The sequence below is a fragment of the Paenibacillus oryzisoli genome (genome assembly GCF_001653565.1).
Classification (GTDB): Bacteria; Bacillota; Bacilli; order Paenibacillales; family NBRC-103111; genus Paenibacillus_E; species Paenibacillus_E oryzisoli.
In genome coordinates this window covers 245,347-270,010 of record NZ_LYPB01000073.1, presented here as the reverse complement: position 1 = coordinate 270,010, position 24,664 = coordinate 245,347, and the positions used below count along the sequence as shown (strand labels likewise).

General features: G+C 46.8%; 23 protein-coding genes and 1 pseudogene. 12 read left to right on the top strand and 12 right to left on the bottom strand.

The window, feature by feature from the left end:
* The first annotated feature begins 64 nt into the window (after positions 1 to 64).
* The 3 genes from ilvC (at position 65) to A8708_RS19420 (ending at position 4,052) form a co-directional block, all read left to right on the top strand.
* Positions 65 to 1,057, top strand: coding sequence for a ketol-acid reductoisomerase (ilvC, locus tag A8708_RS19430; RefSeq protein ID WP_068666412.1), 993 nt, complete (start codon positions 65 to 67; stop codon positions 1,055 to 1,057).
* Positions 1,058 to 1,215: 158 nt separating this feature from the next.
* Positions 1,216 to 2,763, top strand: a complete 1,548-nt coding sequence (locus A8708_RS19425) for a 2-isopropylmalate synthase (protein WP_068666722.1) — start codon at positions 1,216 to 1,218, stop codon at positions 2,761 to 2,763.
* Positions 2,764 to 2,855: 92 nt separating this feature from the next.
* A complete protein-coding gene (locus A8708_RS19420; RefSeq protein WP_068666410.1) occupies positions 2,856 to 4,052 on the top strand; it encodes an aminotransferase-like domain-containing protein in 1,197 nt (398 codons plus the stop codon).
* Positions 4,053 to 5,070: 1,018 nt separating this feature from the next.
* On the opposite strand, the gene A8708_RS19415 is transcribed toward A8708_RS19420, so the two are convergent.
* Positions 5,071 to 5,757 carry a DUF559 domain-containing protein gene (locus tag A8708_RS19415; RefSeq protein ID WP_239696774.1) on the bottom strand — a complete coding sequence of 229 codons (687 nt, stop codon included), beginning with the start codon at positions 5,755 to 5,757 and terminating at the stop codon, positions 5,071 to 5,073.
* Between the two features lie 232 nt (positions 5,758 to 5,989).
* Here A8708_RS19415 and A8708_RS19410 point away from each other — a divergent pair, with 232 nt between their 5' ends.
* Positions 5,990 to 6,817 carry a VanW family protein gene (locus A8708_RS19410; protein ID WP_068666720.1) on the top strand — a complete coding sequence of 276 codons (828 nt, stop codon included), beginning with the start codon at positions 5,990 to 5,992 and terminating at the stop codon, positions 6,815 to 6,817.
* Between the two features lie 168 nt (positions 6,818 to 6,985).
* On the top strand, positions 6,986 to 8,065 hold the full coding sequence (gene leuB / locus A8708_RS19405; RefSeq protein ID WP_068666406.1) for a 3-isopropylmalate dehydrogenase: 1,080 nt from the start codon (positions 6,986 to 6,988) through the stop codon (positions 8,063 to 8,065).
* An 83-nt stretch (positions 8,066 to 8,148) separates the two neighbouring features.
* Here leuB and A8708_RS19400 read toward each other — a convergent pair whose 3' ends face one another.
* Together A8708_RS19400 and A8708_RS19395 are read right to left on the bottom strand one after the other, a co-directional pair.
* On the bottom strand, positions 8,149 to 8,883 hold the full coding sequence (locus tag A8708_RS19400; RefSeq protein ID WP_068666404.1) for an SDR family oxidoreductase: 735 nt from the start codon (positions 8,881 to 8,883) through the stop codon (positions 8,149 to 8,151).
* 83 nt (positions 8,884 to 8,966) lie between these two features.
* Positions 8,967 to 9,563, bottom strand: a complete 597-nt coding sequence (locus A8708_RS19395) for a Crp/Fnr family transcriptional regulator (protein ID WP_068666402.1) — start codon at positions 9,561 to 9,563, stop codon at positions 8,967 to 8,969.
* 135 nt (positions 9,564 to 9,698) lie between these two features.
* Here A8708_RS19395 and A8708_RS19390 point away from each other — a divergent pair, with 135 nt between their 5' ends.
* Positions 9,699 to 10,247, top strand: a complete 549-nt coding sequence (locus A8708_RS19390) for a peroxiredoxin (RefSeq protein WP_028554012.1) — start codon at positions 9,699 to 9,701, stop codon at positions 10,245 to 10,247.
* A 444-nt stretch (positions 10,248 to 10,691) separates the two neighbouring features.
* The gene (locus tag A8708_RS19385; RefSeq protein WP_068666400.1) at positions 10,692 to 11,027 is read left to right on the top strand and encodes a glycine cleavage system H family protein; all 336 of its coding nucleotides are present in this window, start codon (positions 10,692 to 10,694) and stop codon (positions 11,025 to 11,027) included.
* On the opposite strand, the gene A8708_RS36195 is transcribed toward A8708_RS19385, so the two are convergent.
* From A8708_RS36195 to A8708_RS19360, 7 genes and pseudogenes are all read right to left on the bottom strand, one after another.
* Positions 11,008 to 11,169, bottom strand: coding sequence for a hypothetical protein (locus A8708_RS36195; protein ID WP_204787598.1), 162 nt, complete (start codon positions 11,167 to 11,169; stop codon positions 11,008 to 11,010). The genes A8708_RS19385 and A8708_RS36195 overlap by 20 nt on opposite strands.
* Before the next feature lie 247 nt (positions 11,170 to 11,416).
* Positions 11,417 to 13,381, bottom strand: coding sequence for a glycoside hydrolase family 15 protein (locus A8708_RS19375; protein ID WP_068666718.1), 1,965 nt, complete (start codon positions 13,379 to 13,381; stop codon positions 11,417 to 11,419).
* A 179-nt stretch (positions 13,382 to 13,560) separates the two neighbouring features.
* The gene (locus A8708_RS19370) at positions 13,561 to 15,714 is read right to left on the bottom strand and encodes a 1,4-alpha-glucan branching protein domain-containing protein (RefSeq protein ID WP_239696773.1); all 2,154 of its coding nucleotides are present in this window, start codon (positions 15,712 to 15,714) and stop codon (positions 13,561 to 13,563) included.
* Positions 15,711 to 15,998 (bottom strand): hypothetical protein, encoded by a 288-nt coding sequence (locus A8708_RS36540; protein WP_239696772.1) that lies wholly within the window; start codon positions 15,996 to 15,998, stop codon positions 15,711 to 15,713. Before A8708_RS36540 ends, A8708_RS19370 begins: the two co-directional genes overlap by 4 nt.
* Positions 15,999 to 16,011: 13 nt before the next feature.
* Positions 16,012 to 16,629: pseudogene (locus A8708_RS37110) on the bottom strand (1,4-alpha-glucan branching protein domain-containing protein); the annotation flags it as partial.
* 32 nt (positions 16,630 to 16,661) lie between these two features.
* On the bottom strand, positions 16,662 to 17,213 hold the full coding sequence (locus A8708_RS19365; RefSeq protein ID WP_068666394.1) for a DUF4912 domain-containing protein: 552 nt from the start codon (positions 17,211 to 17,213) through the stop codon (positions 16,662 to 16,664).
* Between the two features lie 190 nt (positions 17,214 to 17,403).
* Positions 17,404 to 17,616 carry a KTSC domain-containing protein gene (locus tag A8708_RS19360; RefSeq protein ID WP_236291977.1) on the bottom strand — a complete coding sequence of 71 codons (213 nt, stop codon included), beginning with the start codon at positions 17,614 to 17,616 and terminating at the stop codon, positions 17,404 to 17,406.
* Positions 17,617 to 17,849: 233 nt separating this feature from the next.
* On the opposite strand from A8708_RS19360, the gene A8708_RS19355 reads away from it, so the two are divergent.
* Positions 17,850 to 18,272, top strand: coding sequence for a hypothetical protein (locus A8708_RS19355; protein ID WP_068666390.1), 423 nt, complete (start codon positions 17,850 to 17,852; stop codon positions 18,270 to 18,272).
* Positions 18,273 to 18,393: 121 nt separating this feature from the next.
* On the opposite strand, the gene A8708_RS19350 is transcribed toward A8708_RS19355, so the two are convergent.
* On the bottom strand, positions 18,394 to 19,167 hold the full coding sequence (locus tag A8708_RS19350; RefSeq protein ID WP_068666388.1) for a LytR/AlgR family response regulator transcription factor: 774 nt from the start codon (positions 19,165 to 19,167) through the stop codon (positions 18,394 to 18,396).
* A 172-nt stretch (positions 19,168 to 19,339) separates the two neighbouring features.
* Between A8708_RS19350 and A8708_RS19345 the strand changes: the two genes are divergently transcribed.
* On the top strand, positions 19,340 to 19,984 hold the full coding sequence (locus A8708_RS19345) for a hypothetical protein (RefSeq protein ID WP_204787597.1): 645 nt from the start codon (positions 19,340 to 19,342) through the stop codon (positions 19,982 to 19,984).
* On the opposite strand, the gene A8708_RS19340 is transcribed toward A8708_RS19345, so the two are convergent.
* A complete protein-coding gene (locus tag A8708_RS19340) occupies positions 19,955 to 20,596 on the bottom strand; it encodes a helix-turn-helix domain-containing protein (RefSeq protein WP_068666717.1) in 642 nt (213 codons plus the stop codon). The genes A8708_RS19345 and A8708_RS19340 overlap by 30 nt on opposite strands.
* A 252-nt stretch (positions 20,597 to 20,848) precedes the next feature.
* On the opposite strand from A8708_RS19340, the gene sigI reads away from it, so the two are divergent.
* The 3 genes from sigI to A8708_RS19325 all read left to right on the top strand — a co-directional run bounded on the left by sigI (position 20,849) and on the right by A8708_RS19325 (position 24,364).
* Positions 20,849 to 21,637 (top strand): RNA polymerase sigma factor SigI, encoded by a 789-nt coding sequence (sigI, locus tag A8708_RS19335; RefSeq protein WP_068666384.1) that lies wholly within the window; start codon positions 20,849 to 20,851, stop codon positions 21,635 to 21,637.
* 19 nt (positions 21,638 to 21,656) lie between these two features.
* Positions 21,657 to 23,096 (top strand): anti-sigma-I factor RsgI family protein, encoded by a 1,440-nt coding sequence (locus A8708_RS19330; RefSeq protein ID WP_068666382.1) that lies wholly within the window; start codon positions 21,657 to 21,659, stop codon positions 23,094 to 23,096.
* A gap of 254 nt (positions 23,097 to 23,350) precedes the next feature.
* A complete protein-coding gene (locus tag A8708_RS19325; protein WP_068666380.1) occupies positions 23,351 to 24,364 on the top strand; it encodes an aldo/keto reductase in 1,014 nt (337 codons plus the stop codon).
* The last annotated feature ends 300 nt before the right edge of the window (positions 24,365 to 24,664 follow it).

Sequence of the window (24,664 nt, the reverse complement as noted above, 5' to 3'; positions counted from 1 at the left end):
GTTGAAACACCCACTCAAGGGGTAGACAAAACGGATTCATCATATCAAAGGAGGATTTATTCGAATGGCAGTTACTACTTACTATGAAAAAGATGCAGACTTAGCGGTACTTAAAGGTAAAACGATTGCGGTTGTTGGTTATGGTTCCCAAGGGCACGCACAAGCACAAAACTTGCGTGACAGCGGGTTGAACGTTATTATCGGACTTCGTGAAGGCCGTTCATGGAACTCAGCTAAAAACGATGGTTTCGAAGTTGTATCCGTAGAAGAAGCAGCACGTCGTGCTGATGTTATCCAAATTCTAATGCCGGATGAAACACAAGCTCGCGTATACAAAGAGTCGATTCTTCCTAACATGAAACAAGGCGCAGCTATTATGTTCTCCCACGGATTTAACATCCATTTCGGACAAATCATTGCTCCTGAAGGTACAGATGTATTCTTGGTAGCTCCTAAATCCCCTGGTCACATGGTACGTCGTACGTACGTTGAAGGCTTTGGTGTACCTGGTCTAATCGCAATCGAGAAAGATGCGACTGGCAATGCAAAAGCAATCGGTCTTGCTTATGCAAAAGGTATCGGTTGTACGCGTGCAGGCGTTATCGAAACTACGTTCAAAGAAGAAACAGAAACAGACTTGTTCGGTGAGCAAGCAGTTCTTTGTGGCGGTGCTTCTGAACTGGTTAAAGCTGGTTTCGAAACATTGGTTGAAGCGGGCTATGCACCAGAAATGGCTTATTTCGAGTGCTTGCACGAATTGAAATTGATTGTTGATATGATGTATGAAGGTGGACTTGCTTCCATGCGTAGTTCCATCTCCAACACAGCTGAGTACGGTGACTATGTAACGGGTCCTCGCATTATCACAGCTGAAACGAAAAAAGCGATGAAAGATGTTCTTTCCGACATCCAACAAGGTAAATTCGCTCGCGACTTCATCTTGGAAAACCAATCCAACTTTGCTTTCATGAACGCAACGCGTCGTAACGAAGCTCAACACCCAATCGAGGTTGTTGGCGGACAATTGCGTGAAATGATGCACTGGATCAAAAAATAATTTTAGGCATTATTGAATCTTATAGGCTGTACATTCCACAGGGAGTGATTGAGGAGAATTTCCCAATTGCTCCCTGTGAATACTATAACGACTTGGAAAAAATGCAGAGCAAAGCTTACGAAGTAAGTTTTCTATGAAAACTTTTAGGAGGTGACATGGTGCGTAAAATTTACATTTTTGATACAACCCTTCGTGATGGTGAGCAGTCACCAGGTGTGAACCTGAATACACAGGAGAAGGTTGAGATCGCCTTGCAGCTAGAGAAGCTTGGTGTGGATCGTATGGAGGCAGGTTTTCCTGCGGCATCTCCAGGGGACTTGGCTGGTGTGAATGCGGTCGCTAGAGCGATTAAGAACGCTTCAGTTATCGGCTTGTCTCGTTCTCGCGAGCAGGACATCGAGGCTGTGCGTGAAGCCCTTCAAGGTGCACAGGATCCATGCATCCATTTATTCCTTGCGACTTCACCTATTCACCGTCAGCACAAACTGCGGATGGAGAAGCACCAAGTGTTAGAAACAGCTGAAGCGGCAATTAAATATGCGAAGAAGTATTTCAGCAAAATCGAGTTCTCGCTCGAGGATGCAGGACGTACGGAGCTGGATTTCATCGCTGAAGTGACAAGCATGGCGATTCGTGCTGGCGCTTCTGTCGTAAATATTCCAGATACAGTCGGTTATATGACACCGTATGATTACGGTAATATCTTCAGAATGCTGAAGGAAACAGTTCCCGGCATAGAGAAAATTCAATTGAGTGCGCATTGCCATGACGACTTAGGCATGGCGACAGCGAACGCGCTCGCTGCAGTTCTGAACGGTGCCGATCAAATAGAAGGCACGATCAATGGGATTGGCGAGCGAGCAGGGAACACCTCGATCGAGGAAGTCGTTATGGCGCTGGAAACACGCCAAGACTTCTACCAAGCGAAGAGTTCGCTTGTGTTGAACGAGATCTACCGCACCAGCCGTCTAGTCAGCAAGCTTACAGGCATGGTGGTTCCAGGCAATAAGGCGATTGTTGGCGCTAACGCCTTCGCGCATGAGTCCGGCATTCATCAGGATGGTATGCTCAAAGAGAAAACGACCTACGAGATTATGTCTCCCGAAACGATCGGCGTGAAGGAAAGTAAGCTCGTGATGGGCAAACACTCCGGACGCCATGCGTTCCGTGAGAAACTCATTGATCTTGGATACGAGCTCGGTGACGAGCAAGTGAACGTGGCTTTCGGCAAGTTCAAGGATTTGGCGGATCGCAAGAAGCAAGTAGAAGACGAGGATATTCGTGCCCTAATCGAAGAGAAATTGATTGAGACACCGGAAATTTTCGCGCTTGGCACACTTCAAGTCGCCTACGGCAATCAAATGACACCAACGGCAACAGTTCATGTTCGCTTCCAAGATGGCAGCGAAGTGGCTGAAAGCGCGGTAGGTAACGGTTCTGTTGACGCGATTTACAACGCGATTGATAAAGCGACGAAGGAAAACGTCGAGCTTGACGACTACTCCATCAAATCCGTTTCACACGGGAAAGATGCGCTTGGCGAAGTTCACGTTGTCCTGAAACAAGATACCCTTTCTGTACAAGGTCGTGGTATTTCGACGGATATTCTGGAAGCTAGCGCGAAGGCTTACCTAGACGCTGTGAACAGACTGATCGATAAGCGCAAAAACCCAACAAGCAACAGAAGCAACGTTACGTTAATATAAGCTCTTAGCCTTCATGGCAATTCGGATAAGCACCTCACCTCCACGATTCGAGGAGGGGTGCTTTCTACAAATGCGAAAGGATGCGTCCCTGTATGAAATATCGATTTTCTAAATCGTTGGAAGGCTTCTCATCGTCAGCAGTAAGAGAAATTCTTAAGCTGACACAAGGAAGCTCGATTATTTCTTTTGCTGGCGGACTGCCTGCTGAAGAGTTTTTTCCATTAGATGCAGTTAGTGAAGCGTTCACAAGAGTTGTTGGCGGCGGCAAGTCTGCGTTGCAATATGGGCTAACAGAAGGTTATAAGCCTTTGCGCGAATCCTTATGTAAGCGGATGGCAGCGAAGAACATGATCGTTACGCCAGATGAGATGTTGCTCACGACAGGTTCGCAGCAAGCGATCGATCTTTTGACACGTGTATACATTGATGAAGGCGATGTTATTCTCGTCGAACGTCCAACCTATTTGGCAGCAATCCAAGTGTATCAAGCCAAAGGGGCAAAAATCGTTTCCGTCGATAGCGACAACGACGGCATGATTCTTTCGGATTTGGCAGCCAAAATCGCGCAGTATAATCCGAAAATGGTCTATGTTATTCCGACATTCTCGAACCCTGCGGGTCGTGCATGGAGTTTGGAACGCCGTCAAGGCTTGCTGGATATTTGCCGCGGCGCTGATGTGCTCATTCTGGAAGATGACCCCTATGGGGAAATCCAGTTTAACGAAAGCGAAAGCTATCCGACGATCTACTCGCTTGGCGGTAAAGCTGAGGGTGGCAATGTCGTGTATACGAGCACTTTCTCCAAAACCGTTGCGCCTGCTTTCCGTACAGGTTGGATTATGGGCGACGAGTCGGTTATTCGTCAGGTTGCACGTTTCAAGCAATCCGCAGATCTGCACTCGAGCACCATCGATCAGCAAACGTTGTATCATCTGCTTGAGCACTTTGATCTGGACGCTCATATTTCCTTAATCCGTGAACAGTATATGGATCGGATGAAGTTCATGTCAGGACTGCTCGCAGAGCTGAACTGGCCGGGTCTGAAATGGGAAGAGCCAAAAGGCGGCATGTTCATATGGGTCGAGCTTCCTGAGCAAATTAACGCAGCGGATTTGTTGAAAATCGCTGTCCAAGAAGGCGTTGCCTTTGTTCCAGGTGCTACGTTCTACGCGGAGAATCCGCAGTACAACACGATGCGTTTGAACTATACGCACACGGATAAAGAAACTACCGTGCTGGGTATGAAGAAGCTTGCGAAAGCCATGGAATCGTATTTGCAAAACGCTTAAAAAAGAAGGAGCACCCAGGGCCGTTGGCTTTGGGTGCTTTTTGGTAGCGGCGGCTGTGGCGGGCGCCGAAAGGGCGGGGGAGTTAACGGCCCGAATGGGCGTTAACTGGGCGGACCTGGCGCCGTGGGCGCAGTTAAGGCCCGAAAGGGGCCTTAACGTGTCGCGCTGCGCCGCCGCCGATCAAGAGCACTGAGTTAACGGCCCAAATGGGCGTTAACTGGGCTAGCCTGGCGCCGTGGGCGCAGTTAAGGCCCGAAAAGGGCCTTAACGTGTCGCGCCGCGACGCCGCCGATCAAGAGCACTGAGTTAACGGCCCAAATGGGCGTTAACTGGGCGGACCTGGTGCCGTGAGAGCAGTTAAGGCCCGAAAAGGGCCTTAACGTGTCGCGCCGCGACGCCGCCGATCAAGAGCACTGAGTTAACGGCCCAAATGGGCGTTAACTGGGCGGACCTGGTGCCGTGAGAGCAGTTAAGGCCCGAAAAGGGCCTTAACGTGTCGCGCCGCGACGCCGCCGATCAAGAGCACTGAGTTAACGGCCCAAATGGGCGTTAACTGGGCGGACCTGGCGCCGTGAGAGCAGTTAAGGCCCGAAAAGGGCCTTAACGCGTCGCGTCGCGACGTCGCCGATCAAGAGCACTGAGTTAACGGCCCAAATGGGCGTTAACTGGGTGGACCTGGCGCCGAGAGAGCAGTTAAGGCCCGAAAAGGGCCTTAACGTGTCGCGCCGCGACGCCGCCGATCAAGAGCACTGAGTTAACGGCCCAAATGGGCGTTAACTGGGCGGACCTGGCGCCGTGCGCGCAGTTAAGGCCCGAAAAGGGCCTTAACGTGTCGCGCCGCGACGCCGCCGATCAAGAGCACTGAGTTAACGGCCCAAATGGGCGTTAACTGGGCGGACCTGGCGCCGTGGGCGCAGTTAAGGCCCGAAAGGGGCCTTAACGTGTCGCGCCGCGACGCCGCCGATCAAGAGCACTGAGTTAACGGCCCAAATGGGCGTTAACTGGGCGGACCTGGCGCTCACCGTACCATCCGCGCCGCAACAGCCGGATGCAGCCGATAGTATCGTATTCGCTGCTGCCCCACGCCTGCAGAAAGAAGTAGTTCTTTCTCCATCATCTCATGGAGAATGTTCCTCGATTTCTTAATCCCGAATTGGAAATATTCAGATACATATCGAGGAGAGATCGCTTTTTCATATGAGAGTGCTAGTCGGCAAATTGTTTGTTCAATGATACTTAGCTCTCCAATTTGTTCCTGCCCCCCGTGCTGGTCGCTGAAATATTTCCCAATAAATTGCAGAATTATCTGCTCGCACATACGAGGGTGGTTTTTTATATCATCATAGGAAAAACGCAAGACTTTCCATCCATCGATTATCAGATGATTTTGACGGGTAAGTGAATCTGAGAATTGTGTACGGCTAATTTGGCTAGCGTGTGTGCTGTACCCATCAATTTCGATAGCGAGCTTCAGCCCTTGTCGAATGTAGGCAAAATCGATAAAACGAGTGCCGTCACGGAAATCTTTGACTTCAAACTCGGGATGCAAGTATAAAAAGTCGCCTAACGCTCTCCACCATACTTGTTTCAAAAATAAACGTTCGGCATGCCCATGCCCTTCAAGTAATCTCCGCAATCGTTCACCTTTACGTTTCTTCGTGTGCTCCTGCATGAATGCCTCATACGATTTATCGAATACTGACAAACGCCATCTCGCCCCTTTTTCTGGAAATAAAAAAGCCGCTCTCTAGCGTCAGCAAAAGCTGAACGAAAGAAGCGGCGTGTACTTCACTACCATTTTTTAGTATTTTATCATAGGTGTATGGAAATGATCAAGTAGTCGACAAATTGGAATGCAAGGCAGGTATGAGCAATTGACTTGGGATTATTTTGAAATTAAGATGGGAAGAGGATGTGAGAAAGGGGACGTTCAAAAGATGAGTAAACCCTTAAAACCGATCCACCGCAGTCGCGCTAGAATATTTCTAGGGATCAAAGCGTATCGGTTGAAACGATATGTAGCTTGGTTTTTTGATGGCAGGAAGTATGCGTCCCATAAACAGACTGAGATACTTCCTCACCTCGCGTCTACGCACCGAACTCCTCTGTTAAGACAATTGAAAGACGTAGATATGTGGCTTCAGCATAACAAGATCATTAACTTGAGGCTCGCTACCAAGCAGTTGAATGGCGTGATGATCCAGCCTGGCGAGACGTTTTCCTATTGGCGATTAATTGGAAAAACAACCCGTAGAAAAGGGTATATCGATGGTATGGTGCTTTTTCACGGAAAAGTGAAGACGGGTGTTGGCGGTGGTTTATGCCAACTTTCTAATTTAATTTATTGGATGACGCTGCATACGCCGCTTACGGTAACGGAAAGGTATCGCCACAGCTACGATGTATTTCCCGATGCGGGGAGATCTCAACCTTTTGGAAGCGGAGCAACGTGTTATTATAATTACTTGGATTTGCAAATTGGGAACGAGACACAAGATGCATATCAGTTGGTGATCTATGTTTCGGATACCCATTTGATAGGGGAATGGCGTGCACTTACGCCCACCCTTCATAGCTACGAAATGTACGAGAAGAACCACAGAATTACACGAGAGTACTGGGGTGGATATGTACGGCATAATGAGATTCACCGCAGGGTGAGGAATCGAGAAGGGCAGCTTGTACGGGATGAATGGGTGACCGATAACCATGCAATTATGATGTATGAACCTTTACTGAGGGCTGGAGATAGCGATAATAGCTAATGAAATGGACAATGGAAAATTTTCTATGCATGGTTATAGGAATAAACTATCAAAGCAATAGCTTTTATATCTAAAGTAGCGTGCTATCTTATGGTACAATGGGGTCAGGATATAACGATAGGAATGCTAACAAACTAGGTTTGCTACAATAAGGAGTGAATGATTGTCATGGCTGATGTAAAAAAAATCGCGGTAATCGCTGGGGACGGTATTGGTCCAGAAGTTGTTGCTGAAGCAGAAAAAGTATTGAAACGTACCGAAGAATTATTCGGATATCAATTTGAAACAGAACACGCGCTTTTCGGTGGTATCGCGATCGATGAGAAAGGTACACCACTTCCGGAAGAAACATTGAAAGTTTGTCAATCCGCTGATGCTGTCCTTCTTGGAGCAGTTGGTGGTCCGAAATGGGACAACAATTCCAAAGAGCTTCGCCCAGAAACAGGTCTTCTAGGTATTCGTAAAGCGCTTGGTTTGTTCTCCAACATCCGTCCTGCGTTCATCTTTGATTGCTTGAAAGAAGCTTCCACGTTGAAGCCTGAAGTTCTTGAAGGCACAGATTTGATCGTTGTTCGTGAGTTGACTGGCGGTATTTACTTCGGTGAGAAATTCCGTCGCGAAACAGCTAACGGTCAAGAAGCGGTTGATACATGTGCTTACTCCGAGCATGAAATCGAGCGTATCGCGCGTCAAGCGTTTGACATCGCACGCACACGTCGCAAGAAGCTTGCTTCTGTTGATAAAGCGAACGTTCTTGAAACATCCCGCCTATGGCGTGAAGTCGTCATCCGTGTATCGGCTGACTACCCAGATGTTGAGCTTGAGCACGTATTGGTTGATAACTGTGCGATGCAATTGCTTCGCCGTCCGTCTTCCTTCGACGTTATCGTAACAGAGAACATGTTCGGCGACATCTTGAGTGACGAAGCAGCGATGCTGACAGGCTCCATCGGGATGCTAGCATCCGCTTCTCTTGGCGAAGGTGCATTCGGCTTGTACGAGCCGGTACACGGTTCTGCGCCTGATATCGCAGGTCAAGGTATCTCCAACCCAATCGCTACGATCCTTTCCGTTGCATTGATGTTCCGTTTGACTTTCGGTTACCACGAAGCTGCGGATTCCATCGAGCGCGCAGTGAAAGAAGTCTTGGATGCTGGTCACCGTACAGGCGACATCGCAGTGGATAAGAGCACAGCGATCGGTACGCTTGCTATGGGTCAATTGATTGTTGACGCAATGCGCAAATAATGATACCAATAAGCTCGCATTTTCGAAGCCGTTTAGCTTCGGGATTGCGAGCTTTTTTCATAGCAGGATGACTTGGAAAGCGTTTAACCATTCTTTAGAATCTTATCTGCTAATGAGGGGGAGATCCGCTGGAGAAGGCTAAGCAGCTTGGTTTTGCCAATCAGCATTTCATAACGATCTCTCTCAAAGCCCTGTATGAATTCGGAAGCAAGCTGATCAGGTGAAATCTTCCCTTTGCCCCGATGGGCAGTCATTTCAGTATCTACAAGTGGCGGTATGATTTCGAATACCTTCACATTCGTTGCTTCCAATTGATAGCGCAAGCTCTTGGTGAAGAGATGTACGGCCGCTTTGGTCGCACAATACACGGGAGCTGATTTCTTGGGAACGAGCCCGAGTCCAGAGGACACATTGACGATAGCTGCATTAGGCTTCGTGGTCAGATGTGCCAAAAAGTTGCTGCATAACTGAATCGTAGACGTCAGATTGATCTGGATTTCACGGTAGATTTGGTTCCGTACATCCGTTTCTTGGAGGAAATCATAGTTGAATTGGATTCCGGCGTTGTTAATGAGGATATCTAGATCTGGGTGTGCCTGAACCATTGTTCGAGCGAATTCATCAATGCCATCAGGATTATGCAAATCACACGGATACGCAATGAGCGCGGGACAAGCCTGTACGGCTTGATGCAGGCGATGGATGTTACTGCTGGCAATGATTACTGTATTGCCTTTCTCTACAAGCCGCTTGGCGAGCGAGAGGCCGATACCGGCAGAACCTCCTGTAATGAGTATACAATGGCCAGTTAGTTTCATCTGAACGACATCCTTTCGAAGGAGATATCATCAGCATAAATGGAATGGCTACGAATTTCATTAACCTAGGTTAATTGTAAAAATTAGGGGTATACTTGCGTATTTCGCCATTTTGCGCGAATTCGGCTTAGAGCAACAGGCGTAATGCCTAAATAAGAGGCGATATAATATTGGGGAATCTCATTCTCCAAGGTGCCGAACTCCTCCAAAAAGCAGCGATATCGATCCTCTGCAGAAAGGGTTAGCAGTTGCATTTCGCGTCGTTCCTTTTTCAAATACAAGCCTTCTGACATCCGCCTTGCGAGACGCTCCCAGATGGGGTCTTCAGCTGTTAAAGCCATGAAGTCAGGGTAATAAATACGAAGCAGTGTTGCAGGCTGCAGCGCTTGTATAGAAAATTGGGAAGGACTGCTCGTCAGCAGTGAGCTATAGGATGTGATGAATTCATGAGTCGCACAGAAGGATTTGATGCGCTCTTTACCTTCATAAGTACTGTAATACATGCGAAAGCAGCCGGATAAGCTGAAATATAAATAGGACATCTGCTCGCCCGAGCGCAGTAAGTGTTCACCTTTGTCCAATGATGTGGGTGTAAGTAGGCTTGTGAAACGGCTTGTCTGATCTTCAGTGAGGGGGAGCGTCCTATCTAAAAACGTAAGCAGAGGCGTGAACAAGTGCATCAGTAGTTACCTCCATGGATTAAAATAATTATTATCTAGTATACGATCTAATTATTGACTTTCAGGTAGGGGAATGATACCATTTTATACGGATAATATAGAAATTTAGATAGATTTTGAGGAGGAATTATACCCATGGCAGAGCGTTTAGTTGGTAAACAAGCTCCTGATTTTACAATGGAGACAGCTACAGGTGACGGTACAGCATTTGGTAAAGCATCTTTGTCCGATTACAAAGGAAAATGGTTAGTTCTTTTCTTCTACCCATTGGACTTCACATTCGTATGTCCGACTGAAATCACAGCACTTAGCTATGCTGCTGATCAATTCAAAGCTTTGGACACTGAAATTCTTGGTGTTTCCATCGACAGCATCCACACGCACAAAGCGTGGATCAACACACCGGTTAACGATAATGGTCTTGGCAAATTGGCATTCCCACTTGCTGCTGACATTACGAAATCCGTTGCACGTGACTACGGCGTTCTAATCGAAGAAGAAGGTATCGCACTTCGCGGTCTATTCATCATCGATCCAGAAGGCGAATTGAAATACGAAGTTGTTAATCACAACGACGTAGGCCGCAGCGTAGAAGAAACACTTCGTGTGCTTCAAGCGCTTCAATCCGGCGGATTGTGCCCAATGAACTGGAAACCAGGCGACAAAAACTTGGTTGTTAAATAAGGTATACTTACATAGAAAGGCCCCTCGGTTAGCATGCGAATGCGGGCGGAGGGGCCTTTCTTTCATTAAAGGTGATTATGTTGGCATCCTAGCAAGCAAATGAACCGAACCAATACCCAGTAACCAGTAAGCGAATAACTGGATTTTATGCAGCTAATTCAAGCGAAATCACAGCATTTTGCATATTAACTGGATTTCCTCCCGTTATTTCAGCCTAATTTCGTCAAACTGAAGCTATTAAGTAAAATTAGATGTAGGAAATCCAGTTAAACTCTCGAAAGGCTAGTTTTATTCGGAAATAGATGTAGGAAATCCAGTTAATCCCCAAAGATACCCTGCATGGGTACGCCAATAGAAATCCAATGCTTAGCAAGTAGAACAGTCCAAGAAGGATAGCCTAGACGTTATTCTTATGGTGATGCACAGTAGAAAGGTGGATAAGGATTGAAAGATCATGAAGAAACAATAGAAGAATCAGTAGAACTAGAAAGTGACGCTATGTACTGGATTCGCGATGAAGGTACGCACGCTGTCATTGGATTGACAGAAGCGGCGCTAGAACGATGGGGGATGATCCTGTTCATCGAACTCCCCGAAGTTGGTGTGATATTAACAGAAGGCGAGTATATGGGACTTGTCGAGACGGCTGAAAGGGAAATTGATGTATTCGCCCCTATGTCCGGCAAGGTATCATCGGTGAATCTACTGCTAGAGCGCTCGACTGAGCTCTTATACATGTCCCCAACTGGGAAGGGCTGGCTCATTCGAGTAGAAAAATAAAAGGACTAGTCCGAGTCTCCGCCAGAATCCCCTCCGGAATCTCCGGAATCGCTAGAGTCGCCGCAATCGTCATCTCCGTTGTCACCGTGGTGATGACCATGGTGGCTGCTTCTGCTCCCGGAAGTACTCGGACTATAATCATAACTATCTGTGTTATGCCGATTATGTGAAGCGCTTGCAATAGCTCCTTTTCTACTAGACTTTCCAAGCTGCGGAATGTCTGATTTCTTCGTTTTCATTCTCTTCCGGGTACGAGAGACCATAAGATAAAGCAAATACAGAATGATGATACATAAGATATAGAAATTCAAATTCCCCAAAACCAGATCCCCCTATGGTCGAATATGAAAGGAGGACAAGATTTACTCCTGTCCTCCGTGTACGATCGTTTACTTCCCTAGAAGCTGTTTGTATTTGTTGAGGTATTTGACAACAGTTAGTACATAAGTCGCATGGGACCAAGTAAGAGGAGCAACAGACACCGGCTCGCCGGAGAATGGATCCAACTGCTCGGATAAGACGCCACTTTCCATGGCATGCTTGACGACCCACTCGAGAGTTCGGCGCGGAGCCTCCAGCTCTTCAACTGTTTTGGCGTATTCAATTTCCCATTCTGCGATCCAGAGGGTACAGATAATCCAAGGATTGCCCGGTACTTTCTCAATATCGGTGGAGCGTTGGAAGTAATAATCATGATGATAACGGGCGGAACCACCGACTTCGGTTTTGATCATAAGACCTTCTTTGTTTGCTAGCATCGTGCTGACCACACGTGGATCGTCAGCAGGCAGTACGCCAAATTCAAAAATACCGTATACGGAGCTTTCCAACGTCATGTCTTTCACCCATTGGCCATCTTCCATATACAAACCGCGAACGAATCGTTGTTCACCTTCGTCCCACAAATGTTTGAGGATACCGGATTTGATTTTCTCCGCGGTATGCTTGTAACGATTGCTGCGCTCCTCGTCGCCAAACAAGTTGCTGAAGTTCGAAGCAGCAATTAATCCCCCATACACAGCAGATGCCGTGAAGGTATAGATCCCATAGCGTTCTTCCCATAGATCGTAGCTCGGCTTCGGTAGATTCAGTTCTTGATCAATGTAAGTGGACATGAATCTTGCCGCTCTGCGAATGAGATTGCGATAGAGAGACTGAGCAAATTCAAGGCTTCCATTTTTCTGGAAATCTTGCCAGAGAGCAAACAAGACAAGAGCCGTTTCATCTTCCTGAATCGGAAGCTGTACGCGTCCCGAATGGATGTAGGGATGCCAACTGGAGCCTACGGTACCATCCGGATTGTACTTGTGATGCAAGTAACCCTCTGGTGAGAGCACATTCGCACAGAAGTTAAAGAAGGGAATAATCATGCCTTGGTAGCCCGCCATAGACATGGAATAAGCGATTAACGCGCCATCACGCGGCCACATGTAGCTGTAATGATCTCGGTTGCTCTGCATAATGTCAGAGTCATTCGCCGCAATAATTGCCCCGTTCACATCGGTTTGCGTGCGGACAAGGAGCAAGCTTTGCTTGAATAGACGCTGCACTTCAGGTGTGAGGTCGAAGTAGTCACGATCGATTTTGTTCGCCCAACGCTGCCAATATACCGTTACACGGTCAAGCAGCTTGCCTGGGTGGCTGTCTTTGACGTAGGAATCGAGTTTCTTCACTTCTTCCAAATTCTTGCCTGCGCCCATCCAATAGTAGAGCGTTTGGTTGCCGTTCGGAGGGACGAATAGTCGGAAAGAGATCGTACTATCGACGGATCCTTGGGCAATGGCATTGCCCATCAGATGACCATCTTCCGCATCGCGCCATGTGCCTTCGGCGTTATAGAACCTTTTGACACCGGTAGAATATTGAAAAATCCCCTCCGTGCCAGTACTTCCGTTAAACATAAAGTAACGATCTTTCTTATAATGAAAAACGGTATTCGTAGAAGGGTAGTAAGCGGCTGTATCACCAACCTCAGTCTCATTAATGAGCAAGTCTTGGTTGAAGAACATACGCACTTCACGAACCGTATTCGTGTGATTGGTGATATGAATTCGTTTCAGATAAATATCCTCACGCTGGTGAACACCGTCATTCATAAGCAGAGTAACACCGAGGCCGGGATGCGTAGCTGTCACTTCTGTGACGAGAGAATCCTCCACATACGCAAGCTTGAATTGCCACTCAGGGGCATTCAGCCAAGCGAAGTCGCCATCTACCCATACACCAACACGGCACTGATAACCGCCAATATGGTTAAGCTGGCCTACGAAAGGATAGTACAGATCTCGCATGTAGGAATGCTGATCGAGGTTAATAAGGAATTTTCCATTTCCGATGACCAGATGTCTTGGCAATACAATCACTTCCCCACTCTTTTGTTTGATCGCGCATTCAGATCCCACCACGAGGACTGAACGATGGAGCACAAGTCTTGCAACTAGGTTACCTAATTCTGACATAGGAATCAATGTTTCTTTGAAAAAATTCTGAAAATTCTTACTGGTCACGCTTTCATTTGGTGTGAATTACCAAATTATTTGATAATTTCCTTTTGAATCGGAGAGTGACGGGTAGACGATTTCAGATTGGAAGTTACCGCATCGTAAACTTGGGTTGTCATAGAACCGATTTTCTTCCAGTTATATTCGCTGTGAACGGTACGTAAGGCGTTAGCAGCAAGTTGAGAAGCATACTCCGGTTGTTCCAATAGCTGAATAATTTGTGCGGCTAACGCGTCTGCATCGCCTGGAGGACATGTACATCCGTTCACCCCATGGCTGACAATCTCGGCAAGGCCTCCTGTATCTGAAACAATAAGCGGCGTCCCGTTGGCCATTGCTTCCAATGCGACTAATCCGAAAGGTTCGTAGAGGCTTGGGAAAATACAAATCTCTGCCGATTGTAAAAGCAAGTTTTTGTCAGCTTCACCTAGAAAGCCAGCGAAGCTTACCTGATCTCCAAGGCTAAGCGCGAGTTCTTCTAACCGATCCTGTTCAGGGCCGACTCCAGCGATGACGAGTTTGGCATCCGGGTATTGCGCGAGTACTTGCGGCATCGCGGCAAGAAGAATGTGCACGCCTTTTTCATACACAAGACGGCCTAGAAAAGCAAGAACGCGCTGCGGCTTTCCGCCATGGGAAACAGCGTCAGCAAGCAATGAATTCAAGGTGAATAGGGTTGAATCAGGCTTGAGCAAGGGAGAAACACTGTTTGGAATTACCGTTATTTGGTGAATAGGAATATGAAAGAGCGCCTTGATTTCTTGGCCCATGGCATGACTGCAAACGATGAGATGGTCGGCTGCTTCTGTTAATTTACCTTCTAGGGTATGAATCCGCTTCTGCAGCGGTGACTCGAGCTTTCCAAGATTGCGTCCTGTTTCCGTCGCGTGAATCGTGGCTAGAAGCGGGAGATGCGCTTGTTGCTTGGCAACGTGTGCGGTGTAGTACACAAGCCAATCATGCGCATGCACGAGATCGAACGCAATGCCCTGACGTATGAGGCTCAACATGAGATCTGCGAACGCCAAATTCATTTGAAAGACGCGATCTAGGAAGTGTAGGGAATCTGTTGTTGGGAGTACTTCTGCGCGATGAATATGAACTCCCTCGGAAACTTCATAGGGAAGACAACCTGGGGACTGACAGGTGATGACATGAACGGAATGTCCGTCAGCAGCAAGTCCTTTGGAAAGATCGCAAACGGCTCTAGCCAGACCGCCAATTACATGCGGTGGGTATTCCCAAGCGAGCATGAGAATACGCAGTTTAGAGGGCTGGATCTGTTGATTAGCCCCTTGGTTCGAAGCAGCAACTTCGTTTATAGGTAAGGCGGTATCTACAAAGGTTGATGAGCGTAGCAAGGCATATGTAGAGGCAGATGGTTGAAAAAGTCGATAATGAAGCTCCGGTAAGAAAGGGCTCTTCCGCTCGAGTGCATGAACCAGTGCAGCTAACTCTTTGTCAGATCCGCTCTTGTCTAATGTATTCATCAGGTTATGAAAATGGGATAAATGCGTTTCGATGCGCTTCGTCGCGTAGGACGTGACCGTATCCGCGTCCAGAATAAACGTCCAATCGCTGCTCTGCGCGAGCATCAGCTCCCGCGCCGCTTGATTCAGCGCCCGCAACTGCAAGCTGCTAAGCGCTGCGGGATCCTGGTGCTGCTGCGCAGCCAGCACCATACGGTCCTCCGCCGCGTGCAGCCGCGGCGTAACCCACTGGCTGCGCGGCTGCAGCCAGACCTCGGCATAGCCGCCGCGGCCCCAACTCGACACCGGTAGCTCAGCTACCGTGGTCGGCGCATGGGCGGCGGCGTAGCCGCCAAGCGTAGTCGTCTGCACGACTACGCTGTCATCGCTGCGCGCGGCAAGGCCGCGCAGCACGGCTTCGAGCCACTGGTGGCCTTCATACCACCAGTGCCCAAGCAGTTCGGCATCGTACGGGCATACGATGACGTAGGGCTCTTGCGGCGCAGATGCAGCGCCTGCGCCTGATGCGAGGCGCCGCTCTGCGAGGCGGCGCACCTGCGCCACCCGGCTAGCGATGAAATGCTCAGCGTGGAGCTGAGCTTTCTGAGCGGCCCGCGCCGGGTCGTAGGGCACTTTGGCGTCACCAGGGCCGGTGACGCTGTAGTACTTGAAGCCCGTATTGATGCGTGCGCCGTCAGGCAGCACGTAGGGCTTCAAGTACGCCCACTCGGCGCCGCCTTCGCGGCCGAGGTCATGCCCGATATCGCGATAATATTCGCGATAGTCGGAGTCGCCGGGGTATCCCGCCTCGGCGCTCCAGACATGGGCGCCGGCTTCGGGATCCCTGGCGAAAGCACAGGCGCCGCCTGGCGTGCGCAGCGGCAGACCTGCGATGCTGGTGTCCTTGTCGTTGACCTTGTCGTTGACCTTGTCGTTGACCTTGTTGTTGTCTCTGTCGTTGACCATGTCGCCGGTAATGTCGGTATCGTCAGAACTACCATCGCGACGGGCTAAGGTGTGGGCATGCGTGTCTACGATGAAGTAGCGCAGACCCAACGCTTGCAAGTGTGGCTCAAGCGCAGGCGTATAACCGCACTCTGGCAGCCAGATGCCCGCGGGAGCTACCCCGAAGTGCCGGCGGAATTCCTGCACCGCCGCCTCGAGCTGCGCACGCAGCGTGCTATCGTTCTTAACCAAAGGGAGGAACGCATGTGTCGCGGCGCAAGTAATTAATTCTAAGCAGCCTGTGGAGCTAAGGCTGCGGAACTTGGCTATGAGATCGCCGTGGAGGCGATCGTATAAGAGGCTGAGCCGGTGGTACCGATCCGCGTACAGCTTAGCCAAGGGGCCGAACGCTTCATCGCCCCATAGGCGAATGACTTCACGCTGCCCCAACTCGCAAAGCGAGGAGAGGTGCTTGCGAAGGCGTAGATGCATGCGAGAATCCTCCAGCATAGCAAGCAGGGGTGGAGACAAAGACAATGTAAAACGGAAGGGTACCCTATCTTCCATGAGCTTTTCCATCATGTCGATGAGAGGCAGATACGTATCAACAACCGCTTCTAAAAACCATCGTTCTTCTAACGTGATTTCGGATTCGTTGTGGCGAACATAGGGGATATGGGCATGCAAGAGCAGGGCAACAAAGCCTTGTACGTTAGTGCTCAATCAGTATCGCCTCCAGATTCCATATCAACAAGGTAAGTGTTCTTCGGGACATACACCGAATAGGCCGAGAAATACGCATGTTCATCAGGCGTTACTTGCGGTAAAAGAACAGATGTTAGCTGGTAAATGAACGGATGCTCAGGTTCGGCTGGGTGATGATCGCTAGACAGGCTTATCGCTGGGATTTGAATGATATTGGAATGTAGAAGTGGAAGGAAAGACCCTTGCTCATTCCGGATACCTAGTGTTGCCAAATACGATTGGCCGGAGGCTAGCCCGCTGAGAAAGCAGGAATCTCCAGGGGGGAGCAGAAGCTCTGAGACCCCGTTCGCGGAGGACTGCAGCCTGCTGTAAGACGTGCTAGGAGGTGAATCGACGACTTCGTGAAACCGTAGTGTTGGAGATAATGAGCGCCAGTCCTTCTCGTAATGCTCCTTAAGGAGCATTTGCTTACTGGAGGAAAGCTGCCAATAAATAAACTGCACGGTAGGAGATTGCGCCAGTAAGTAAAGCGAATCACGATCAAGGGCAAAGTGGCGTGCTTGCATAGCGATCAGACTCACCTTTTCTGCTTGCTTATGTTATAAGAAGAAGTAATTGCACTAATCCTATGTTTTATTGTAGCATATGCGCCATATAAACCAAAAATCTCCACCCCTTACGAAAGGGCGGAGATTGCTTGTGTACCTCTTGCGGTTGCTCATCCTGTTTGACCGAGGGGAAAGGTGATTCTGTGAATTACTTGGTAGAAATGTTTTCTTCCATGTACCTACTCTCCGTAAGTCTCATGAGAGAATCATATCGATTCGCCGACGTGAATAGCAAGAGATACTCATCTTGTTTTACATTGGTGTAGGAAGCTCTGAATCCGGTATGATACTGGACTGTCATGCTGGAGGATTGATCGTCGTACTGCACAAAAGCTATCTGCCTGGAAACACTCGGAATCATGTTCACGCCGCTCTCCCCTTCATCTTAAGAATTCGGAAAACACGTATTGGATCAGTCAATACTATAATTATGCTTATTCAAACACATTTAGAATGATTTGACATCCCGGAGTTCTCTTATGAAAAAGGAATTTCACACATTTGTAACGAATATATTAAAGAAATCCGGGTTTGACGAAGCGTATGCTTACGAGGAGAGTTTTGCTAAGGCAAAACTTTAAGGAGGGAATTCCCATGAGTTTTTGCTGTGGAGCCAGTATGATTGGAACAAAAGGTACTTTAAAGCACATACGTACACAAATTCACAATGTGCCCATCCTCTTCTGCCCGGTATGTCACCATATTGAGGTTCACTACTTGGTGGAGAATGAATATGAAATCCTCGCCGAATACGCCCATGGAGATGGCGCTGCTGAAGTCGATTTCATTGAATACGTCGATGGCAAAGATCATCTGTTGCACGATAATTGTGTGAATCACGAAGGTGAGGAACCGCTTGATATCGTTCGCTGCCAAATTGATATGGCGTTAGATCTGCTAGGATTCGCCAAAACGATTGAGGACCAGGAATGGGAAGAACAACTCATGAAGCGACTAAAGATGCTTAGCGCTCGCCGCGACAAGCTGAAAAATAAAAAGACCTCTAAGAATTCTTAGAGGTAGTTACGGAAAGAAAACCTCCCGTTACTTTTCTGGTTTTTGCTAATTGCAGCAAAGACAGAGGGTAGCTGGAGGTTTTCCTGTTATGAAATGAGCCGCGTTGTACATGCAATGGGCTTTATTTGACTTCCTGCAGCAACTTTGCGAATTCCTTTTGCAAATCACGGCTAAGGGGAATCTTGACGGAGGTATGTCGCAAGTGAATGACAAACCTCCGAGAAGTGGGGAACCCGCTCTCTTTGACGAATGAAACGACATGCCGCAGATTCACAAGATAACCCTTGAAGGGACTAAACATATGGGGTGTGCTTTGCGCTAGAATGTCCGATAAATTCGAACTGGATTCCATTTGGGCACCGTTCACCAAGTGAATTCTGGAGAGCCGCTTGTCTTCCTTTTCCACAAAGAGAATGGCATCTTCGGAAATAGGGAGCTGTGATTTCTGATTTTTAACGGTAATCCACTTCGCTGAACCAGGCTGAGGTTCTTCCGAAGTACGACTTCGCTCTAATTGAATTTCTGCAATCGTTTTACGAATGGCCGCTTGGAATTTGGGCAGCATGACAGGTTTGGAAAGAAAGTAGACAGAATCAAGTTCATGAAAGGCAGTCAAGATATGCTCGGTATTCGTAGTTCCACTAACCATAATGACCTTCATTTGGTATCCGGAGAGGCGTAATGCTTGAACAACGGAGATGCCGTCTAATTTACCCTCAAGGCCAATATCCATGAGAAGAATATCAGGTTGCAGCTGATCGTAATCCCGTAGAAATTGTTCCCCGTCCGATACAATCGAAATGACCTGTAATCCACACTGCTGACAATAGTTTTCTAATAATTGACCTACCCAGTAATTATCTTCTACGATGGCGACTGTAAAGCCATGCTTCATGTACGGATCTCACTCCAATCCTTTCTAGACAATCGCAGAATTTTTGTCATCTTATACGCTATAACAGCCAACTTAGTCCACTTCGAATGCAAAAGTACGAATATCTTGTATACTTTTATATGTAAAGATAAAAATTGTCAAGTTGCTTATCGTATGATTTCTTCGCTTAGAAATGGGGAAAGCGCAATTGTTCACATGGGTAAAATTTATACTAGCCATTATTCATTTTGTTCCCATGGTCTTATTCTCCTTGTTGCTATTTCGCATTCGAATAAAGCCATATTGGAAACAAATATCGGTTGCCGTGCTGGTTGGCGCACTGCTCTCAGTAATTAATAATTCCCCTTTAATATCGGTTTGCATCATAAGTATTCTACTTATGTGTGTATGGAAATATCGGTTTGTACCTGCTTTACTTATAGCACTTTCGGGCTACATTATGCCAGTTCTCATATCAACGACAGTCATCGTTTGCATCAGTTTAACACAAGACGAAGTTTATAACGTGATGAAAAATGATAGTGCCATTTTTTATGTAACGCGACTCTTTATTTTGCTGGGGGTAGTCACATTCCTGATGACGTTATATAAGCGGAGATTAGGATTTACTTTTCTTTCGCATTATACGAGAATTCCGTTCAATCGAGAAAATGTCGGGGCCTATTTATACATGATCGTTGTTATTATCGGCATGGTTTACCGTCATGCTTTTAGTGATAATGTATTCAGTGTCGTGATGCCCATTCAGTTATTGAGTATGGCAACAATTCTATTCTTCTACGTCATGTTAAGTAAAGAACTTGGCATTCAAAGATGAGGGACATGAATGACCCATTGATTCCAAGGCGTGTCCATTATTAAATGCGACATAATCAAGAATAGTCTGATGATACTTCTTCTGTGGGATTGCTGCTGCAATGATGAAGGGTGCATTTTCATATGTATCAAAATAAAGTTTGCCTTCTGCTGAGGCATACTTTTTTATTTTGTTCAAATTTACGAAAAGATGCATATCCATTTTCACAAAATGGTGCTCTGTTAATGTTTCAATAAAGTGTGTGAATGCCACGAGAGATTCGACCTGTTCTTCGCGCATGCCTTCTTCTGAATAGTAGATAATAGATTGAATTCCAAATTCAACATACCAGATCGTATCTAAATCAGCTTGCCCTGGCTTCGACCACGTGGAAGTTTCTTCTAAATATCCTGCCTTTTTAAGTAAATCCGTATACGGGTATTGATAAGCTTGTGCCAACTTTCTCAAGGTCTCTGGAGATGGTTTAATAACATCATTGGTCGTACGATTACGACCCAATTCCAAATCTCTAATATATGCATGAGATAGGCCGCTTTTGTTAGCTGCTTTACGCAAAGAAGCTTTGCCCCTTAATGTTTCAAGAAACTTTCCAAAGTTATTGCTTGCTTCCAAATAAAACACCTCCCTGTCGTACCTCCTCTATTCAACATGGCTCATCTGAGACGGCACCCTGATAGAGGTTTTCTTAATATTATAAAGGATTGATAAAGCAATTGAAACCGTAAACAAGGGTTTATTTGCCAGTAGGTGCTCATTTAAAGATCTATGTTATAATGAATCAGCAAATTATTTATAAATTTCATCATACGTACCCCCCGAATTGATATATACAAGGACGAAACTACTATACTGTGAGGTGGAAAGGTGCTACTGGTACTATTCAAAAAGTTTCTGGGAAAGAATGAGTCCCATGGAAAAAATGAACCGCAAGCCTCTTCACTTGAGGTAACTATACATCAGATACAAAAAGGAGACCTACGACTAAGGAATCAATTTATTGCAGATTATCAGCCCTATGTAGCGAAAGTAACGAGTAGGTTCTGCAAAAGATTCATTGATCCCGCAAGGGATGATGAGTTTAGCATCGCCTTAGCAGCTTTTAATGAAGCTATTAATCAATATTCTTCGGTGATGGGAAGATCATTTCTTGGTTTTGCAGAAACGGTTATCCGGCGAAGGCTCATTGACTTTATTCGTAAGGAGCAACGATTTAAAGGACAAATCCCTTATAGCTCGTTTGATCAAGAAGATGATGAAGACAACTTAATGAATCCAATTGAGGTTCATCAAGCCATTGAAGCCTATGAGAAGCAGAAGGGTTTAGAAGAAAGGCGAAGTGAGATTATTGATTTTAATCGCTGCTTAAGTGATTTTGACATTAATTTCTCAGAATTAACAGATGCCTCCCCCAAGCATGACGACTCAAGGCAGATGCTATTCGGTATCGGCCGCACGCTTGCACTGGATTCAGAGCTTATGCGCACTCTGTTGACGAAACGACAGCTGCCAATTAAAGAGCTGCTCGAGCAAGTTCAAGTATCTAGAAAAACTTTGGAACGAAATCGTAAGTACATCATTGCCATTGCACTTATTTTTAACGGACCATACCCGTATTTACGGGATTACTTACATATTCGTGATGAAGAAAGTTGAATGAAAGGAAGAACAGCGCATGAACAAGGGGATCGTAATGGAATTAAGCGAAAGCTCCATTATTGTGATGAATTCAAAGGGGCATTTTGATAAGTTACCAAGGGGTACGCGCAGCTGCGAGTTAGGTGAAGAGATTCTCTACTCACCTCTGAAGCGTCGGTTACAAGTACCGCAAATGGCTATCGTTTCCGCATTGGCTGCTGCCATAGTTGTATGCTTCGTTCTGGTTACAACTTTGTCAGGCGGCATGCCCGGCAACAGCGTAGTTGCGTATGTAAGTATCGATATTAATCCAAGTGTTGAAATTGGCATTGATAATCAGGAGATTGTTCGTGACCTGCGTGGATTGAATACTGACGGAGAGGATCTGATTCAAGCCCTAGTGTTTGAAGGTAAATCCTTAGCGGATGTGACGTCTGATATTCTCGATAAGGCCGAGCAAGGGGCATTGGCGAAAGGTGAAGGAGATATTATTATTTCCTCCACAGTTGTAGGCGCCAAAACCACAGTCGACGACGAAGCTATTGCGACGAAACTGAAAGCTCAGGTTAATAAACACATCGAAGAGAGTCATCCGGATCAAGTTAAGAATTATGAAGTGCAAGCCTTCGCTGCGCCACAAGAAGTCAGACAGGAAGCCAAAGCTAGTGGTATATCCGCAGGGAAATACGCGATCTACCTCAATGCCATTGATAATGGTGCGAAAGTATCGCTGGATGACATCAAAACAACTTCCATTCATCAACTTGCGAAGGACAACGGTGGTATTCAAACGTTTGTTAAACCTGACAAGCCGATTGATAAGTCTTCTTTGCAAAGGTTACTTGCTGACGAAAAGTCCGGTAAACTGAGTGAACGGGCTGCTCAAACTTCCGTTGCCAAATCTGGGTCTAATTCATCTTCGAAAGATGATGATAAGAACAGCAAAAATAACAACGGTAAAGGTAACAGCACAGGAAACAATACTCCAGGCAAAGTGACGAAGAAACCGACACCGACACCGACACCAACATCGAAGAACGATAGAGACCAGAATGACAATAACGGAAGAAATAATAACAACAATAGCAATAACAATAATAATAGTAACACTGGTAAGAACAACGGAAATGATAAAAATAACGGCAACGATAAGAATGATAACGACAAGAATGATGATCGCAAACCGACCCCAAAGCCGGATCATAGAGATGATGACGATGATGGGAAGAAACCTACGGTAACGAAGAAACCAACTGTGACACCGAAGGCTACACCTACACCAAAGGTTACGACAACGCCTAAAGCGACAGCGACGCCCAAGGCAACAGCGAAGCCTACAGTGAAACCAACCAGTTCAAGTAAACCTACGGTAAACCCATTCTCTAAGGATGACAACGGGAAATTCCCAGGAATCAACTGGGGCTGGGGAAACAATGATCGGGATGACAATGAGAATCAAAATGACGGAAGAAGATAAAGGAAGAGCACCTGAGGCAATTGTCTCAGGTGTTTTTGCATGTAAGGGACCTCGTGGAGCATGGAAAGTAGAAGTGACTTGTATTACAATATTGAAGTGAAGAAGGAAAGCTCTTGCGGGAGAGCGTGAGGAAGAAATAGTAGAAGTAGAAGAGCAACAAGCGTAACAAGAGCGAAGAAGTAAGTATGAAGAAAAGAACGAGGATGAGTAAGTTAATCTGGTTATGGACCAGCAAACCTGAGGGGGAATAGGGCTTGAGATATTCAACATTTGGGAAGTCAGGTTATAAAGTGTCGTCATTAGGGTTTGGCGCCATGAATTTGCCTAGCGTTCCTTTGGAACAAGCGAGAGAAGCGCTTAATTATGCTTTGGACCATGGCATTAATTACATAGATACTGCGGCAGCATATAGGAATAGTGAAGAAATTATAGGGGAGTGCATCTCACATCGAAGACAGGAATTTTTCTTGGCAACGAAAACGGGAGCACGCGATTATGCTACAGCGAAAGCGGAAATCGAGCGAAGCCTAGTACGCATGAAGACCGATTATGTTGATTTACTACAAATTCACTATGTGAATAACGTAACTGAATATAAGAAAGCGATGGAAGTCGGCGGCGCCTATGAGGCGGCATTAGAGGCTCAACGCGAGGGCAAAGTCCGCTTTATCGGCATTTCCGGACATCGTCCCGATTTACTAGTCAAATGGATTGCTAACGAGCAGTTCTCGCAAATTCTATTTCATCTGAACTTGGCACAGCCCTTCGCCTTAGATGAGCTAATTCCCAAAGCTGCTGAGATGGGTTTGATGCGCGTCGCGATGAAGCCGTTGTCAGGTGGATTCATTCAACCAGTGGAACAGGCGATCCGCTATCCGTATAGCCAAGATGTGCATGTAACCATTTCAGGAATGGTCAGCGTTAAGGAAGTTCAAGAAAATTTGGATGCGCAACAGAAAGAAGTTGGCCCAGAGGAGCGCCGTGAACTAGAGCAGCTTGCAATTGAACTAGGCGAGCACGATTGCAGACGGTGCAATTATTGCTCGTGTCCACTGGAAATCCCGATCCCTGATGTGATGATCGCGAGCAAGTTCAGGGAGAAATTCGGTTTGCTGCCGAAGGGCAATGGATTTTTCCAGCGGCATCAGGAGAAAATAACTAGCTGTGCAGACCACGATCCTTGCAAGGTAGTTCCACTGTGTGAAGCGAAGTGTCCGTACCAATTGCCGATGTCCTCGGTTGTACAGAAGGCAGCTTCGTTTTATTAGGGGAACGAGGGAGTAGTCGAGCAAGTAGGTAGGCGATAGTGGAGCAGGGTTCGACTTCGACACCTCAAGCAAATAAATGGAAAAAGTACAGCTAATTTGGACTAATCCGATGAATTTAGAGGAATAGATGGATTTTATGTAGTTAATTTGCCTAGATCGGTTTGAAAACGGCAATTAGGTAGAAAATAACTGTAGTTTTTCCAGTTAAATGGATGATTTGGCTAGAAAGTAAGGAATTAACGGGAGTTTTTCCAGTTAATTGGCGGGGAGTTCGGCTAGGGAAGCAAGTTAGGGCAACGT

Bases quoted from the DNA above. Each gene is read 5' to 3' on its own strand.
- ilvC (WP_068666412.1), top strand. From the start codon at position 65: ATGGCAGTTACTACTTACTATGAAAAAGATGCAGACTTAGCGGTACTT.
- A8708_RS19420 (WP_068666410.1), top strand. From the start codon at position 2,856: ATGAAATATCGATTTTCTAAATCGTTGGAAGGCTTCTCATCGTCAGCA.
- A8708_RS19410 (WP_068666720.1), top strand. From the start codon at position 5,990: ATGAGTAAACCCTTAAAACCGATCCACCGCAGTCGCGCTAGAATATTT.
- leuB (WP_068666406.1), top strand. From the start codon at position 6,986: ATGGCTGATGTAAAAAAAATCGCGGTAATCGCTGGGGACGGTATTGGT.
- A8708_RS19400 (WP_068666404.1), bottom strand. From the start codon at position 8,883: ATGAAACTAACTGGCCATTGTATACTCATTACAGGAGGTTCTGCCGGT.
- A8708_RS19395 (WP_068666402.1), bottom strand. From the start codon at position 9,563: ATGCACTTGTTCACGCCTCTGCTTACGTTTTTAGATAGGACGCTCCCC.
- A8708_RS19390 (WP_028554012.1), top strand. From the start codon at position 9,699: ATGGCAGAGCGTTTAGTTGGTAAACAAGCTCCTGATTTTACAATGGAG.
- A8708_RS36195 (WP_204787598.1), bottom strand. From the start codon at position 11,169: ATGATTATAGTCCGAGTACTTCCGGGAGCAGAAGCAGCCACCATGGTC.
- A8708_RS36540 (WP_239696772.1), bottom strand. From the start codon at position 15,998: ATGGTAGTTCTGACGATACCGACATTACCGGCGACATGGTCAACGACA.
- A8708_RS19365 (WP_068666394.1), bottom strand. From the start codon at position 17,213: ATGCAAGCACGCCACTTTGCCCTTGATCGTGATTCGCTTTACTTACTG.
- A8708_RS19360 (WP_236291977.1), bottom strand. From the start codon at position 17,616: ATGATTCCGAGTGTTTCCAGGCAGATAGCTTTTGTGCAGTACGACGAT.
- A8708_RS19355 (WP_068666390.1), top strand. From the start codon at position 17,850: ATGAGTTTTTGCTGTGGAGCCAGTATGATTGGAACAAAAGGTACTTTA.
- A8708_RS19350 (WP_068666388.1), bottom strand. From the start codon at position 19,167: ATGAAGCATGGCTTTACAGTCGCCATCGTAGAAGATAATTACTGGGTA.
- A8708_RS19345 (WP_204787597.1), top strand. From the start codon at position 19,340: ATGGGGAAAGCGCAATTGTTCACATGGGTAAAATTTATACTAGCCATT.
- A8708_RS19330 (WP_068666382.1), top strand. From the start codon at position 21,657: ATGAACAAGGGGATCGTAATGGAATTAAGCGAAAGCTCCATTATTGTG.